The sequence below is a fragment of the Noviherbaspirillum cavernae genome (assembly GCF_003590875.1).
GTDB classification, from domain to species: domain Bacteria; phylum Pseudomonadota; class Gammaproteobacteria; order Burkholderiales; family Burkholderiaceae_D; genus Noviherbaspirillum; species Noviherbaspirillum cavernae.
Genome location: NZ_QYUN01000002.1, coordinates 3,028,074 through 3,044,093 on the forward strand (window position 1 = coordinate 3,028,074; position 16,020 = coordinate 3,044,093).

Here is a 16,020-nt window from a genome sequence, read left to right on the forward strand (position 1 = left end):
GAACCGCAACACGAAAAGAGCCCCCTCCGAATTCATCCATGGACGCACAACAGATCAACATATCGGTGTACGAAAACCTGGTTCCTGACTTTGCGGAAGCAGAATTGGAAAACCTGTACGGAAATATCTATTCATCGCTTGCACAACTGCGTGCGTGCGGGAATCTCGAAGGCATCAACACGTACGCGGTGCGGGATGGCGACAGACCTGTTTGCATTCTGCTGTTCCGCCGCCGCAAGACAAAACTGCAGGTTGTCAACGAAGGCATGGCGATCGGCGAAAAAGAAATGCGGCGCTTCGCCGAACACATGTTCGCGACATGCAGTTCGCTCAATCTCATTTCGTTTCATGCGATCGCAACGGACATGCGCCGGCTGCCGTTTCCGCATCAACGCTACAACTGCCTCGAAGACATCGTGCTGGCGCTGCCTCGCACGCCGCAGGCCTATCTGGCGAGCATGGGAAAGTCCACGCGCAGCTACATCAACCGTTACATGAACAAGATCAGGCGCGAACTGCCGACATTGCGTTTTCAAGTGCATGTGAACGAGGAAGTGAGCGAACAGCAGCTGCACGACGTCATTCAACTCAACAAGTACCGCATGGCAGAAAAGAACAAGGTGTGGTCGATCGACGGCAGCGAACGCATCGTCAGGCTCGCGAGATCGCGCGGACTGACCGGCATCATGGAGATCAATGGACGAGTCTGTGCCGGTGTTGTCAATTTCCGTGCCGGCGATAACTATTTTCTCGAACTGCTGTCGCACGATCCCGCATACAACGATTACCGACTCGGCACGCTGTGCTGTTACCTGACCATTTGCGAATGCATCACGCGCGGCGGCAGGGAATACCATTTCCTGTGGGGGCAGAACGAATACAAATACCGCCTGCTGGGAGTGCAGCGCGATCTGGATCACGTCGCCATCTATCGCTCGCGCGCGCATATGCTGCTGCATGCCGATACCGCACTGAACAATACCGTCAAGAGTGCCGTGCGTCGCACAAAGGTCTGGCGGCATCACGCACAGCATGGCGGCAGGCACGATGCTGCTTCGCGTCTCGCACTCAATATTCTGAATCGGATCAGTACCATCAAACACCACGCCGATGGGCTGCTGGCAAGGCAGAAACAAGGATAAACATACATATATGAACACCGGAGACTACCTGGATGAAAACCATATATGAACTCGGACAGCGTCACCGTTTCGCTCTACGAACATTCCGTTCCATCCTTCATGGAAGCGGAGATGGATCGTCTGTATGAACACATCCATTCATCACTGGCGCAATTTCGCGTGTACGGCAATCTGGCCGATGCCACCAGTACTTACGTTGTCCGGAAAGACGGCAAGGTCACAACCGCCTTGTTGTTTCAGATCAGCAAAACGCACGTGCGGGTCCTCAATGAGCAGATCAGCATTGACTCGCAGGAACTTGAGCGCTTTGCAAATCACATCTTCACCACATACAAATCGGTCCATCGCATCACCTTTCACGCGATCAGGGGGGAGACCGCAACGATTTCCTTCCCTCATCAGCGCTTCAACTGCACGGAAGATATCGTCGTCAACTTGCCGGCTACGCGCGAAAAATACCTTGCCAGTCTCGGCAAGAATACGCGCAGAAACATCAAGCGCTATACCGATCGATTGATGCGCTGCTTCCCGAGCTTTCGCTACGAGTTTTACGAGCATGACGCGGTGAGTGCCGAGCAGTTGCAGACGATTATCGGTTTCAACCGTGCACGGATGGCGGGAAAGCAGAAGGTCTCGACCATCGACGATGATGAGGCGGAGCGGATAGTGCAGCTCGCGCAGACCTGTGGCGTGGTCGGCATCGCGACCATCGATGGACGCATATGCGCCGGCGGCATCGGTTACCGTGCCGGCGAAAACTATTTTCTGAATGTGATCGCGCACGATCCGGCATATGACGATTACTGGATAGGCGTGCTGTGCTCGTACCTGACGATCTGCGAATGCATTGCGCGCGGCTGCAAGGAATTCCATTTTCTCTGGGGCCGCTACGAATACAAGTTCGCACTGGGCGCTGTGCAACGCGATCTGGATCACCTCGTCATCTACCGATCCCGCGTGCAGCTTTTTCTGAACGGCGTCACCGCTTCGCGGATCGCCTGCACCGGCTATATCCGGATGGCGAAGTTCTGGATGCTGGATCAAGCGAGGCAACAGGGCAGCGACCGTTTTCCGGCACGCGCAGCTGTGTATGTCGTGACTCGCCTGCGCAGCCTGAAGCGCACGGCGTCGGGCATGCTTGCGCAGCGCAAGAAAACCATTTCCTTGCCGGAAGAACCCATCAACGATATCTGACGGAAAGCCGTTTGAGCAGACACAATGGCCCGCGCATTAGCGCTGGAAGAATTCATGCTGGCGATGCAAGATGAATCGTTTTCCATTCCCGTCTCCCGCACTTGTCCTCACCCTTCCCCGATAACTCCGGCATATCAATTCGATTGCGGCTTCGGAAATTTTCCGCTGCCGCGTTATCCGTCAATTTTTCACCGTTCAATTCATGCAATCGCACAATATTGCCATTTCATTCCACGAGAATTCCGTTCCCTCTTTTTCCGGCCCCGAAATGGAACGGCTGTATGGGCACTTGTATTCCTCACTCGCACAATTCAGCGTGTACGGCAACCTCACGACAGACACCTGCACCTATGTCGCGCGGCAGCACGGGATTGTGATTGCGCTCCTTCTTCTGCGGATCGAAGGCGAACACGTGCGGGTTCTCAATGAACAGATCGATGTGGGCGCTGCGGAAATCGAGCGGTTTGCGCGCTACATGTTCTCGTCGCGACCGTCACTGAAAACCATCCGCTTCCGCGCAATCCAGACCACGCTGCATCGCTTTTCATTCCCCTGCCAGCAGGTCAACATATCCGAAGACATCGTCGTGTCGCTGCCGGATACCAGCGACGATTACGCGGCACGCCTGGGCAAGGCCACGCGCAAGAACATCAAGCATCACCTCAGCAGATTGAGGCGCAGCTTTCCGACGCTGGTGCATCAGGTCCGTGCCAGGGAAGAGGCAAGCGAGCAGCATGTGCGCGAGATCGTCGCATTGAATCGCGCACGAATGGCTGGAAAGAACAAGGTGTCGTACATCGACGACGAGGAAGAGGAGCGCATCGTGCGCCTCGTGAAGCTGTGCGGCGTCGTCAGCGTGATGACGCTCGATGACCGGGTGTGTGCCGGCGTGATCTGCTATCAGGTCGGCTCGAACTATTTTTCACTGGTGAATGGGCATGCCACGGAATACGACGATTACCGTCTCGGCACGCTCTGCTTCCATCAGACGATTTGCGCGTGCATCGAGCGCGGCGGCAAGGAGTTCCATTTCATGTGGGGCCAGTATCCGTACAAGTACATGCTGCTGGGCGTTCAGCGTGACCTCAACAATCTCGTCATCTATCGCTCCCGCATGCAAGTGCTGCTCAACAGCCACACGGCCATGCGGATCGCATTCAGCGCGCAGATGCGCCGTGTGAAGTTCTGGCTGCTTCAGCAGGGCGAGAAGAAAAACGATCCGCGTCTGGCGGCGCGGATCATTCCTCACTGCTTGAGCATTCTGAAAAACCTGCGGCAGCACACTGCCGGGCTGCTGCCGCAGCGAAAATAAGACTGCAGACGAAACACGATTGCGCAGGCGCTCAATGATGGTAACCGATATCCGATCGCACCTTTCCCCGAAACACCCAATACGACCAGAACACATAGAGCAGAATGACCGGTAGCAGGAACATGGTGCCGATGATCAGGAACTGCTGGGAGATGGGTGCAGTCGCGGCATCCCACAGCGTGATCGAAGGCGGCGCAACATAGGGCCACAGCGATATGATCAGCCCGGTATAGGCGAGGAAAAACAATCCCATCGCGCACAGGAAGGGCAGCACCTCGCGCCCTCTTCGCAAGGAATCCCACAGCAGCCATGCAATCGCGGCGGTCAGAATCGGCACCGGCGCGAAGAAGAACAGATTCGGCATGCTGAACCAGCGCTCCGCGATGCGCGCATCCTTCAGCGGCGTCCACACGCTGATCATCACGATGAAGAGCAGAATGCCGAACAGGCACCAGCGCGCCTTGTCGCGCGCCCACTGCTGCAGATCGCCCTGCGTTTTCATGTACAGCCAGGTGGCGCCGAGCAGCATATAGCCGACCACCAAGCCCAGTCCGGTCAGCAGCGGGAACGGCGCGATCCAGTCCCAGCTCGTGCCGGAGAATGCGCGCCCGGACACGGGGAAACCCATGATGAAATTGCCCAGCACCACGCCCTGCGCATAGGTCGCCACCAGCGAGCCGTAGGCGAATGCCGCGTTCCACACGCTTTTTTTCGCGCCTGGCGCGTCGCGGAATTCAAATGCCACGCCGCGAAATATCAGGCCCAGCAGCATTACAAGGATAGGGAAGTACACAGCCGGCATGATCACCGCAAATGCCAGCGGAAACACCGCAAGCAGCCCGCCTCCGCCGAGGATAAGCCAGGTTTCATTGAAGTCCCAGATCGGCGCGACGGAGCCAACCATCAGATCGCGGTCGTGCTCGTTCCTGCGCAGCGCAAAAAGGATGCCGACCCCGAGATCGAAGCCGTCGAGCAGCACGTACATCAGCACGGCCAACGAGAGGATCGCGGCCCACAAGGGTACGAGGTCAAGATTCATCGCGTGCTCCTGCAGGCGAGGTTGCGGTATCCAGCGTGTCCGTCGCGGCGGAAAGCGGACGCGACGGACGTGCATGGGTTTCGGCAATCTGCGGCTCTGCCGCCGGCGTCGGCCCTATCCGGACCAGCCTGCGCAGCAGCAGGTAGCCGCCGCCGAAGATGATGAGATACGCCACCGCGTACAAGCTTAGTGACAGCGCAACGTCCGACGCGGTAAGCGATGGCGTGACGCCTTCCGAGGTTCGCATCAAGCCATAGATAATCCACGGCTGCCGCCCCACCTCTGTGGTCGTCCAACCGGCCAGCACGGCGATGAAGCCCGCCGGCGCAGTCCACGTGCAGAGCCGCAGATACCACGGACTGTCAAACAGCTTTCCTCGTCGCCAAAGCAGCAGCCCGCAGATCACGACAAACAGCATGATCATCGCAATGCCGACCATGATGCGAAAGGCAAAGTACACGATCGCCACCGGCGGCCGGTCTTCCTTCGGCCACTCCTTCAGACCTTTGACCTCGCCATCGAGCTCATGCGTCAGGTAGAGGCTGCCGAGCTTGGGGATCGCGATTTCGAAGTGATTCTTTTCCGCCTCCTGATCGGGCAGCGCAAAGATCGATGCGGGCACACCTCTTTGCGTTTCCCACAAACCCTCCATTGCCGCCACCTTCACCGGCTGGTATTTCAGGGTATTGAGGCCGTGCAGATCGCCGACGATGACTTGCAGCGGCACCATGACGGTCAGAAACACCAATGACATGCGCACCATGATTCTGCTTTCGGCAAGGGCACGGCCCTGCCGCAGGTAGTAGGCACCGACACTCAGGATCACAAACGCGGTTGTCACCAGAAACGCGCTGACCGTATGCACAAGGCGGTACGGAAAGGAAGGCGTGAAGATCACCTCGAACATACTGGTCGGGAAGAACCGGCCATCGATCACCTCATAGCCGGCCGGCGTCTGCATCCAGCTATTGACTGCCAGAATCCAGAACGACGACAGCACCGTGCCAAGCGCGACCATCACCGCCGACATCGCATGCGCCCATTGCGGCACGAGTTTTCTGCCGAACAGCAAAACGCCGAGGAAAGCCGCCTCGAGGTAGAACGCAGTCAGCACTTCATAGGCAAGCAGGGAACCGATCACGTTCGACGCACCATCGGAAAACCGGCTCCAGTTGGTGCCGAACTGGAAAGGCATCACAATGCCCGACACCACGCCCATACCGAACGAGATCGCGAAGATCTTGATCCAGTACGCTGACAGACGCCGCACCACATCATTTCCGGTGATCCAATAGCGCACCTCCAGCGTCGCGATATAGCACGACAAACCAACTGTGAATGCCGGCAGCAGAATATGGAAAGCGATGAGCCAGGCGAACTGGATCCGGGAAAGCAGCAATGCATCCATGAAGAACCCCTTGGTATAGCTGCATGCAGCGACAGCCTGTTTTCGGCGGAACGACATTTACTGCACAGACGGAACTGCGCAGATGCACTACGCGTAACTGCTACATGAGCATGCGGCTGGAGAAGCGCCTCTCGAACGCGAAACGAATTGCGTGACGGCGACCATGCAGGCATCCTGCATTCATCGTTGCCGGCGGCCAAGCCTCAAGACAGCACACTTTCATGAGCTGCCACCGATCACAAGGTAACCGATCAGACTGCCCGCAAGAATTCGCCGTTCAAAACATGGATGGTCCAGCGATGCGTTTCGTTATGACCGCATGCCTGCACATCTAGTTCAATTGACAAGTTTTCTGACCGCCAAGTTCATGACGCAGGGATTGCCGGACAGGGAACGGCGCTGCAGAAACGACAAGGGGTTAGCATAATCGCTAACCCCTTGATTTTGATGGTGGGCCTCCCGTGAGTCGAACACGGCACCAACGGATTATGAGTCCGCTGCTCTAACCAAGCATGAGCTAGAGGCCCGTCAAGCTTTGCTACTTAACTTAACTTAACTGCCCTCGAGGAAACTCTTGAGCTTGTCGGAGCGGGATGGATGCCGCAACTTGCGCAGCGCCTTGGCCTCTATTTGGCGGATGCGCTCGCGTGTCACATCGAACTGCTTGCCGACTTCTTCCAGGGTATGGTCAGTCGACATTTCGATGCCGAAACGCATGCGCAGCACTTTCGCTTCACGCGGCGTCAAGGAGTCCAGCACGTCCTTGACCACACCACGCATCGATGCGTGCAATGCCGCATCGGCAGGTGCCAGCGTATTGTTGTCTTCAATGAAGTCGCCGAGATGGGAATCGTCGTCGTCGCCGATCGGTGTTTCCATCGAGATCGGCTCTTTCGCGATCTTCATGATCTTGCGGATCTTGTCTTCCGGCATTTCCATCTTGATCGCCAACGTTGCCGGATCCGGTTCGGCACCGGTTTCCTGCAGGATTTGGCGCGAGATGCGATTCATCTTGTTGATCGTTTCGATCATGTGCACCGGAATACGGATGGTGCGCGCCTGGTCTGCGATGGAGCGTGTGATGGCCTGCCGGATCCACCATGTCGCATAGGTCGAGAACTTGTAGCCGCGACGGTATTCGAACTTGTCCACCGCCTTCATCAGGCCGATGTTGCCTTCCTGGATCAGATCGAGGAACTGCAAACCACGATTGGTGTATTTTTTCGCGATCGAGATCACCAGACGCAGATTGGCCTCGGTCATTTCGCGCTTGGCCTTGCGCGCCTTCATTTCGCCGGCAGCCATCTTCTTGTTGATGTTGCGCAGATCCGGCAGCGGCAACACGACGCGCGCCTGCAAATCGATCAGTTTTTGCTGCAATTCCTTCACGGTCGGCACGTTGCGACCGAGGATGGCGCTGTATGACTCGTTAGCGACGACTTCGGCGTCGATCCAGTCGAGATTGGTTTCATTGCCGGGAAAAGTCTTGATGAAACGGACGCGCGGCATGCCGCACTTGTTCACCACGACATCCAGAATCTGCTTCTCGATGTGGCGCACTTCATCGACCTGGCCGCGCAGCGTGTCGCACAGTTTCTCGACGAATTTCGCGGTGAAGCGGATGCTCAACAACTCGTTCGAAATCGTTTCCTGCGCCTTGACGTAGGGCTTGGAGTTGTAACCCTCCTTCTCGAAGGCCTTGCGCATCTTGTCGAACTGCGACGAGATTTCGCCGAACTTCGCCAACGCATCGCGCTTCAACTGCTCGAGCTGCTCAGCCGAGAAGCCGGCAGCACCGCCCGAAGCGTTGCCTTCGTCTCCTTCTTCCTCGTCTTCCTCGTTGTCGTCCTCTTCATCATCGGGGGCGACGGCAGGCGCGGCGGCGGCAATCGTTTGCTCGGGCGCGTTCAGATCGACCAGTCCGTCAACGATTTCATCGATCTTGATTTCATCCCTTTCGACCTTGTCGGCGGCGGCCAGAATTTCGGCAATCGTAGTCGGGCAGGCGGAGATCGCCTGAATCATGTCCTTCAGGCCTTCCTCGATCCGCTTCGCGATTTCGATTTCGCCTTCGCGAGTCAACAGTTCCACCGAGCCCATTTCACGCATGTACATGCGCACCGGGTCGGTGGTACGACCGAAGTCGGAATCCACGGTGGACAAGGCGGCTTCGGCGGCGGCTTCGGCTTCGTCATCGCTGGCGACGTTGGCAACACTGTCGGACAACAGCAGCGTCTCCGCATCCGGCGCGTGTTCGTAGACGGCGATGCCCATGTCGTTGAACGTGCCGATGATGCCTTCGATCGCTTCCGGGTCGACGATATTTTCCGGAAGATGGTCGTTGATTTCGGAATACGTGAGGAAACCGCGATCCTTGCCGAGCTTGATCAGGGTTTTCAGTTTCTGGCGACGCTGTTCGAGCTCTTCCTCGCTCGCCTCGGTATCGGAGGAGAACGCATCTTTCAGCAAGGCCTTTTCCTTGGCCTTGCGGTCCTTCGCCCGTGCCTTGTCGGCGGCCTTGAGTTCGGCGCGTTCGACAGCATTCAACGCGGCGACTTCATCGTTCTCGGGCTGGAATTCCTTCGGCTTGCGGCCGCGACGACCCGGAACTTTCACTGTCGGCAACACATAGCCGGATGTATCAATCGCGGCCAATGCCGCAGCATCGGTTGTCTGGCTGACAGCCATCACTTTCGTTTCGGACTTCGGTTCCGCTTTTGCGGTCGTTTTGACAGGCTTGTTCGAAGTCTTCAATTCAGTCTTCTTGTTTGTCACGGGCGCTTTCAGATTCTCGGTAGCTGGTTTTCCGACAGCTTTGGACGACGGCTTTGCTTTCGGCTCCGCCGTTTTGGCGACCGGCTTTGGCGCGGCCTTGGCGGTCTTTGCCGGAGCTGCATTTGCGATTTTCGCCTTGCCTGTTGACTTGGCGGCAACAGATTTCTTCACGGCAGGCTTTGCTATCGACTTGCTGGAGGCAGTTTTAGTTGCAGCCGATTTCGCGTTTTTTGCGGTAACGGTCGTTTTCGCGGGTTTCTTCATTGCGTTCGCCATGGAATCAATACCAACTGGAATTGCCCTCATTGCTCGAATGATGACGCAAGTGGAGCCGATTAATGTGTTTTGGATTCGCCCGCGCGATGTTCCTGAAAATTCCCGTGTGTCCTGATGGAATTCAATTCGCCAAACGAATTACTCTAAGGCCTTGAATCAAAAGCTTTTAATTATATCACTCAGAGCAATGTTGCTCCAGTCCCAAGCATGTATCGCCAATCAGCGCGGCATGTTTTCGACCTCTGCCTGACGCCGGAGTTGCTCCTGCTGTTGCGACAGTTCACGATAGCGGAGACGCGCTTCTTCCGTTTGCAGTCCCGCCGCGACCAAGGAGGCGAGTTCGGCCTTCAATACTTGCATTCTAGTCTGCCGTACCGCTCCGGCAAGTTCCAGCCGCGCCGCCTCCAGATCCGATTCGGAATCTGCTGCAATTTCGGCAACAAGTGCATCGAAATCCGGACCTGTTGCTCGCAATTGTTCCGCCAAGGCTGCGAAATTGGCTTGCTGACCAAGCGATTGGCACGCAGCAATCAGTTGGCCAAGCATGGCAGCATTGTCCGGCGCAAGATGTGCTGCCGCAGCAAGTGCTGACTCATCCAGATCCGCAGCCAGGACGGGATGCGCCACCAGCAGTCGGATCATCTGGCGCTCCAGCCCCATCGGCGGCGTGCGCTTGGTCCGTGGTGGCGCAATTTTCGTGCGAGCAACCGGTTGCACCAGTTCGAACAAGGCCTCGATCTCCGCCGGCGTGGTTTGCGTCAATTGAGCCAGGCCACGCACGATCTGCAGCCGCAGCCCCGATGCCGGCATCGCCTGCAATAATGGCTTGGCCTCGAACTGTACCCGCGCCCGCCCTTCCGGAGTGCTCAAATCGTTATCGCCTACCACTTCATTCAGCAGAAATTGCGACAACGGCATCGCATCCCGCACTTCGCGTTCGAACGCTTCCGCCCCCGATTCACGGATATAGCTGTCCGGATCATGTTCGGACGGTAGAAAGAGGAATTTCAGCGTCTTGTTGTCGGACGCATAAGGCAGGCACGCTTCCAGGGCGCGCCGCGCCGCGCGCCGCCCCGCGGCATCACCGTCAAAGCTGAAAATCACCTGATCGGTCTGACGCAACAGCTTTTGCACATGAGTGGACGTACAAGCCGTGCCGAGCGTGGCTACCGCCTGCGGAAATCCAAGCTGGGCCAATGCCACCACGTCCATGTAGCCTTCCGTGACCAGCGCATAACCAGCATCGCGAATCGCCTGCCGCGCCTCGAACAAGCCATACAGCTCGTTACCCTTTTGAAATAAGGGTGTCTCGGGCGAATTCAAGTATTTCGGTTCGCCGCCATCGAGCACCCGTCCGCCGAAACCGATCACCTGGCCTTTGGTGTTGCGGATCGGGAACATGATGCGGTCGCGGAAGCGATCGTAACGCTTGTGACGGCCGCCCTCATCGTCATCCTTGTCGATGACGAGGCCGGCCTCGACCAGGGCGGCAATGTCGTAATCCGGGAATACCGCGCGCAGGCTGTCCCAGCCTTCGGGCGCGTAGCCAAGGCCGAATCTGGCAGCGATTTCCCCCGTCAAGCCACGGCCCTTCAGATAAGCAATTGCATTCTGCGCAGCGCGAAGCTGCTGCCGGTAGAAATCACCGGCGCTCGTCATCACTTCGGATAACGCAAGACTCTTTGCCTGCACCTCGGCGCGCTGCGCCGGCGGCAGTCGATCCTGGTCCGGCACGATCATGCCCACGCCTTGCGCAAGATCCTTGACCGCTTCGACAAAGCCGAGGCCGGAGTATTCGATCAGAAAGCCGATCGCGGTTCCGTGCGCGCCGCAACCGAAGCAGTGATAAAACTGCTTGGTGGGACTGACCGTGAAACTCGGCGATTTTTCGTTATGGAACGGGCACAGGCCCATGTAGTTGGCGCCGCCCTTCTTCAGTTGCACATAGCGCCCGACCACGTCGACGATATCGACGCGGTTGAGCAGATCCTGGATGAAGGATTGTGGAATCACGGCAATTTTGCGGCGGCCAACGGTCTCGGAAACGGCAAAAGGATCATGCCTTGCTCAATGCGGCCTTCACCAAGGCGGACACGGCAGTCATGTCGGCGCGGCCGGCAAGTTTCGGCTTGAGCACGCCCATTACCTTGCCCATGTCCTGCGGTCCGGCCGCACCGGTCGCGGCAACAGCAGCGGCGACTTCGGCCTGGATTTCGGCTTCGGACATGGCGGCCGGCATGTAGGCGGACAGAACTGCAAGCTCGGCCTTTTCGATGTCGGCCAGATCCTGGCGGCCGCCGGCTTCGAACTGGGTGATCGAATCCTTGCGCTGCTTGATCATCTTTTCGACGATGGCGAGGACATGCGCGTCGGTCAGCTCGATGCGTTCATCGACTTCCTTCTGCTTCATTGCGGCGGTAAGGAGACGGATGGTGCCGAGCCTTGCGGCATCCTTGGCGCGCATCGCCGCCTTCATGTCTTCAGTGATTTGCTCTTTGAGGCTCATTTTTTCTCCATTCTCGACAGTATTGACCTGCCAAGCATACAAAATTATCCGGCAAGCCATAAACGCCAAAACCCGCTGCGGCAGTCCGGAGCGGGTTTGCACGGCACCGCACTAGCGTGCGGCAGCAGGAATCAGTACATCTTTTTCGGCAATTGCTGGCTGCGGATGCGCTTGTAGTGGCGCTTGACGGCAGCTGCGAGCTTGCGCTTACGTTCAGCAGTCGGCTTTTCGTAAAACTCGCGCGCACGCAACTCGGTCAGCAGACCGGTTTTTTCGATGGTGCGCTTGAAGCGACGCATTGCGACTTCGAAGGGCTCGTTTTCTTTAAGGCGGATTGTGGTCATGTAAACTCAAACCAAGGATTTTATGGGAAAGACCGCAAGTATAGCAGGTCGAATGAGCAAAGGAAAGCACCATGAACGACATGTGAACAGGCAGACACAATTATCAAACCGACATACCCGCCGCCACGCCCGACGCCCAGGCCCACTGGAAGTTGTAGCCGCCGAGCCAGCCGGTCACGTCCACCGCTTCGCCGATGAAGCGCAGGCCCGGCACACGATTGACCATCATGCTCTGCTGCGACAGTTCGCGCGTGTCCACCCCGCCCAATGTGACTTCCGCCTTGCGGTAGCCTTCCGAACCGTTGGGGATGATGGTCCAGCGGTTGAGCGACTCGCCCAGTTTGCGCAGCGCCTTGTCGGCCATGTCGGCGACGCGGCTGTCGGGATCAAAATCGTTGACGGTCAGCCAGCCTTCCGCGAGGCGGGACGGCAGCCATTGCGCAAGAACATTGCCCAGGTTTTTTTTGATCGTCGTCTTGCCTTCCATCAAAATCGCTGCCACGTCCATTTCCGGCAACAGGTTGAGCGTCAGCGCGGTTCCGGGCTGCCAAAAGCTCGAGATTTGGAGCACGGCCGGGCCGGACAGGCCGCGATGCGTGAACAGCAAGTCTTCGCGAAATTGTCCGCGTGATTTCTTGTCGCCGGTTTCGATATCGACTTCGAGCGCGATACCGGCCAAGGCCACGAAAGATTGCCACTGTGCATGATCGAAAGTCAGCGGCACCAGCGCCGGACGTGGTTCGATCAGCTTCAGGTCAAACTGCCTGGCAATGCGATACGCGAAATCGGTCGCGCCGATTTTCGGAATCGACAGGCCGCCGCTGGCAATGACGACGCTGTCGGCGACGATGGTGCCGCTGTCGGTTTCGATGCGAAACGCGTCGCCCGCGCTGGCGACTTCCATCACCTTGCACGGCATGCGCCATGCCACGCCGCCGACTTCGCATTCGGATTTCAGCATGGCGATGATCTGTTCGGCGGAGTCGTCGCAGAACAGTTGCCCCTTGTGCTTTTCGTGATAGCCGATGCGATAACGTTTTACGAGGCCGAGAAAATCCTGCGGCGTGTAACGCGACAAGGCGCTTTTGCAGAAATGCGGATTTTGCGAGAGGTAGTTTTGCGGGCCGGCCTGCACATTGGTGAAATTGCAGCGTCCGCCGCCGGAGATGCGGATCTTTTCAGCGAGCCGGGTCGCGTGATCGATCAATACCGTTTTCCTGCCGCGCTGACCGGCGACCGCGGCGCACATCATGCCGGCCGCGCCTGCGCCGATCACTGCGACATCGTATTTCTTTGTCATGACTCATTCAAACCTGGATAAGCCGTGATTGTAAGCGACAGGCTTATCGAGGCGATGATGGCGAAGCAGACGTCATCCACAACTCCGATGACAGGCGCACCACGTCATTGAGCGAGCCGCGCTGCTTGTAGGCGTTGCGCAGCCAGGCCGCATCATTCAAGCGTTCGTAGGCAATGTGGCGCAGCCGCTTCAATGCAAGCACCTCGGCCTCGTTCTGCGCGTACCGCTTCAGATCCTGCAGGCGGTCCAGCACGCTGAGGAAGATCGGCTGTTTCGAACCGGATTGTCTGCTCATGTGTTGCTGCGCGATTTGGCCATCGAGGCCGTAGCGGCTGGCCTCGAAGCGGTTGTACTGATACAGCAGATAGAAATCGCTGTGGATCTCGACGGGACGCTCCGTCAGCAGCCAGCGCGACAGCAGCTGCGCATAGCAGCCGAGCAGCGCGGCGTGTTCCAGCGTCAACGGCGTGTCGCAGACGCGCACTTCGACCGTGCCGTACTCCGGCTTGGGCCGAATGTCCCAGTAAAAGTCCTTCATGCTGCCGATGATGCCCAGCTGCAGCAGTTCCTGGTAATAGGCTTCGAAATCGCTCCAGCGGGTGAGAACAGGCACCGTGCCCGCGAGCGGAAACGCGCGCACCACGTTGCTGCGCGAGGAAGCGAAGGCAGTATCGACGCCTTGATAGAACGGCGAGGCTGCCGACAGCGCGATGAAGTGCGGGACGTAGTGCGCCAGTCCGTGCGTCAGGTATAGCGCATCGTCGCCGTCGGCAACGCCGACATGGATGTGCTGCCCGAATACCGTAAACGTCTTGGCCAGATAGCCGTATTTCTCGTGCAATTCATGGAAGCGCGCGCTCGGCGTGATGCGCTGCTCGCTCCAGTTCTGGAACGGATGCGCGCCACCGCCGGCGACGTCGATGTTCAGATGCTTCGCCCCTCGGGTCAGCGCCGCGCGCAGCTCCTTCAATTCCTCGGTGAGCTGATCGACGCGCGTGTGGACGGCGGAGTTCAGTTCGATCATGCCCTGCGTCATTTCCAGCTTGATCTGCTTCTGCAAATCGCGCGGCTCGATCCACGTCAGCAGGTCGACCGCGTCGGTGGCGAGGTTGTAGTTGCGCCGGTTGACCAGTTGCAGCTCGAGCTCGATGCCCATCGTGAACGGCGTCGATGATGTGAAGGGCAGGATTTCCTGTGGCACTTCCTCAATCACGAAATTGTCTCTAGGGCTCATGTCCGGCTTCTCCCGATTTGATCAAGGCAAACTGTGTCGCGATGGGGCCGATCAGCTCCAGCACGATCAAGGTTCCGGCCAGCAGCGGCGCAATGCTCGCCGCCATGTGCGGATAGATGGAAAAAATCTGCGACAGTCCCAGCCCCGCTTCCGCCATCGGCAAGGTGCCCAGCGTCAGCAGACCGGCTTGCCGCCATTTGAGTTTGGCCGGACGCGCAAAAGCGAAAATGCTGCAAGCCAGCGCCAGCGTGCGCGCGCCGATCAGCACCGCGACCGGAAGCGCCACCATCCTGAGATCGGACAACTGGATGGATGCGCCGATGGTCACGAACAGCATGACGATGAAAAGCTCGTTGGCGACGCCGAATTCCAGTTCCATCAGGTCGTACTGAATATCCAGATTCTTTGACAGGATCGCAAAGGCCAGCATGGTGAGCAGCACCGGCAGCTTCAGCGCATGCGCCGCGCCGATGGTGAGCGTGATGATGGCGATGACGAGCACGAACTGGCGGCTGCGCTCGCGTCCGAGCAGGCGGGCCAGCGGCATCATCAGGCGGTAGGTCACGTAGGCAAGCAGCAGCGAACCGAACAGCGAATAGAGCGTGCTGGAGATCATCGTCTCGATCGACGTCGCGCTTTCGGTGGCGACCAGCGGCAGCAGAATGCAGGCGGCCAGCAGGGCGACGAGATTGTTGAGCGCGGTCATCGCCGCGAGCCTGCGCGTGACATGCCCTTCCGCCTTCAGATCGCGCACCACCACCATCACGACGGCGGGTGCGGTCGCGATGGCGAGCACGCCCGCGACCATGGCCAGCGGACGCGCCACGCCGACCCATTCCAGTGTGCTCCAGACGAGGCCGAAGCAGAGCAGCGCGCCGCTCAGCACCGTGGCGGCCAGCCATTTTTCATGCCGCAGCCAGCCGACATCGACATATCGGCCAAGCTGATACACCACCAGCGCGAGCGCGATGTCGGAGAAGGTATGGGCGAGCTTGAGCACGTCGCCCGACAGCCATTGCAGGCCGCCCTCGCCGAGGATGAAGCCCACCAGCAGATAGCCGGTGATGCGCGGTATCCACGAATTCTTGCTGACGATATGACCGCCAATGAGTCCCGTCAGCAGCAAGCTGCCGAACAGCAGCAAGGCATTCCACTGAATCGGTTGCGCCGCGTCGAACGGCGGAAGAGTCCACGACATGCATCCTCCCGAAAGGAATTTGTTGAATGGTTGAGAAAGGGAGAACGTGAGCCTGTCCGTGCACCGGGATGCGGCACTGCATGGACTGGTGAAGGCCGTTCCGGCCTGCATGGCTGCGGCAATGCGCGCCATGATCTTGATGCCGCGCAGATACCGAAATTCCCTGTGGCGACTTATAGAGGTATTGTTGCCGCCTGTTAACGTTGTTGAACCGTCACGCTTTTGACAGGAGGAAACAAATAAAGTTCCTGGCAATGATTCGCTCAGGAACTTTATTGATGAATGAACAATG

At 58.1% G+C, this 16,020-nt stretch carries 13 protein-coding genes and 1 tRNA gene; 4 read left to right on the forward strand and 10 right to left on the reverse strand.

The window, feature by feature from the left end:
- The first annotated feature begins 38 nt into the window (after positions 1-38).
- The 3 genes from D3870_RS14170 (at position 39) to D3870_RS14180 (ending at position 3,648) form a co-directional block, all read left to right on the forward strand.
- Positions 39-1,142 (forward strand): GNAT family N-acetyltransferase, encoded by a 1,104-nt coding sequence (locus D3870_RS14170; RefSeq protein WP_158590470.1) that lies wholly within the window; start codon positions 39-41, stop codon positions 1,140-1,142.
- Positions 1,143-1,187: 45 nt separating this feature from the next.
- Positions 1,188-2,336, forward strand: coding sequence for a GNAT family N-acetyltransferase (locus D3870_RS14175; protein WP_119740064.1), 1,149 nt, complete (start codon positions 1,188-1,190; stop codon positions 2,334-2,336).
- Between the two features lie 289 nt (positions 2,337-2,625).
- Positions 2,626-3,648 (forward strand): GNAT family N-acetyltransferase, encoded by a 1,023-nt coding sequence (locus tag D3870_RS14180; protein WP_158590471.1) that lies wholly within the window; start codon positions 2,626-2,628, stop codon positions 3,646-3,648.
- Between the two features lie 31 nt (positions 3,649-3,679).
- Here D3870_RS14180 and cydB read toward each other — a convergent pair whose 3' ends face one another.
- From cydB to rpoD, 4 genes are all read right to left on the reverse strand, one after another.
- Complete coding sequence (gene cydB / locus D3870_RS14185; protein ID WP_119740068.1) at positions 3,680-4,687, reverse strand: cytochrome d ubiquinol oxidase subunit II; 1,008 nt, start codon at positions 4,685-4,687, stop codon at positions 3,680-3,682.
- Positions 4,677-6,152, reverse strand: a complete 1,476-nt coding sequence (locus tag D3870_RS14190; protein WP_242489985.1) for a cytochrome ubiquinol oxidase subunit I — start codon at positions 6,150-6,152, stop codon at positions 4,677-4,679. Before D3870_RS14190 ends, cydB begins: the two co-directional genes overlap by 11 nt.
- Positions 6,153-6,543: 391 nt before the next feature.
- Positions 6,544-6,622: transfer RNA gene (locus tag D3870_RS14195), tRNA-Ile, on the reverse strand.
- A gap of 25 nt (positions 6,623-6,647) precedes the next feature.
- On the reverse strand, positions 6,648-8,870 hold the full coding sequence (rpoD, locus tag D3870_RS14200; RefSeq protein WP_242489986.1) for an RNA polymerase sigma factor RpoD: 2,223 nt from the start codon (positions 8,868-8,870) through the stop codon (positions 6,648-6,650).
- On the opposite strand from rpoD, the gene D3870_RS22825 reads away from it, so the two are divergent.
- Entirely contained in the window at positions 8,860-9,261 is a 402-nt protein-coding gene (locus D3870_RS22825) for a hypothetical protein (protein ID WP_242489987.1), read from the forward strand. The two genes, rpoD and D3870_RS22825, sit on opposite strands and share 11 nt — an antisense overlap.
- A 104-nt stretch (positions 9,262-9,365) precedes the next feature.
- Here the strand turns inward: D3870_RS22825 and dnaG are convergent, their stop codons facing one another.
- The 6 genes from dnaG to D3870_RS14230 form a co-directional block, all read right to left on the reverse strand.
- Positions 9,366-11,159 (reverse strand): DNA primase, encoded by a 1,794-nt coding sequence (dnaG, locus tag D3870_RS14205; RefSeq protein ID WP_119740072.1) that lies wholly within the window; start codon positions 11,157-11,159, stop codon positions 9,366-9,368.
- A 43-nt stretch (positions 11,160-11,202) separates the two neighbouring features.
- Complete coding sequence (locus D3870_RS14210) at positions 11,203-11,652, reverse strand: GatB/YqeY domain-containing protein (protein WP_119740074.1); 450 nt, start codon at positions 11,650-11,652, stop codon at positions 11,203-11,205.
- Between the two features lie 131 nt (positions 11,653-11,783).
- Positions 11,784-11,996: a 30S ribosomal protein S21 gene (gene rpsU / locus D3870_RS14215; protein ID WP_005877634.1), complete on the reverse strand. Its 213-nt coding sequence runs from the start codon at positions 11,994-11,996 to the stop codon at positions 11,784-11,786.
- A 103-nt stretch (positions 11,997-12,099) separates the two neighbouring features.
- The gene (locus D3870_RS14220) at positions 12,100-13,296 is read right to left on the reverse strand and encodes a BaiN/RdsA family NAD(P)/FAD-dependent oxidoreductase (protein ID WP_119740076.1); all 1,197 of its coding nucleotides are present in this window, start codon (positions 13,294-13,296) and stop codon (positions 12,100-12,102) included.
- Positions 13,297-13,339: 43 nt separating this feature from the next.
- Complete coding sequence (locus tag D3870_RS14225) at positions 13,340-14,530, reverse strand: YbdK family carboxylate-amine ligase (protein WP_119740078.1); 1,191 nt, start codon at positions 14,528-14,530, stop codon at positions 13,340-13,342.
- Positions 14,520-15,728, reverse strand: a complete 1,209-nt coding sequence (locus D3870_RS14230) for a cation:proton antiporter (protein WP_119740080.1) — start codon at positions 15,726-15,728, stop codon at positions 14,520-14,522. Before D3870_RS14230 ends, D3870_RS14225 begins: the two co-directional genes overlap by 11 nt.
- Positions 15,729-16,020: the final 292 nt, after the last annotated feature.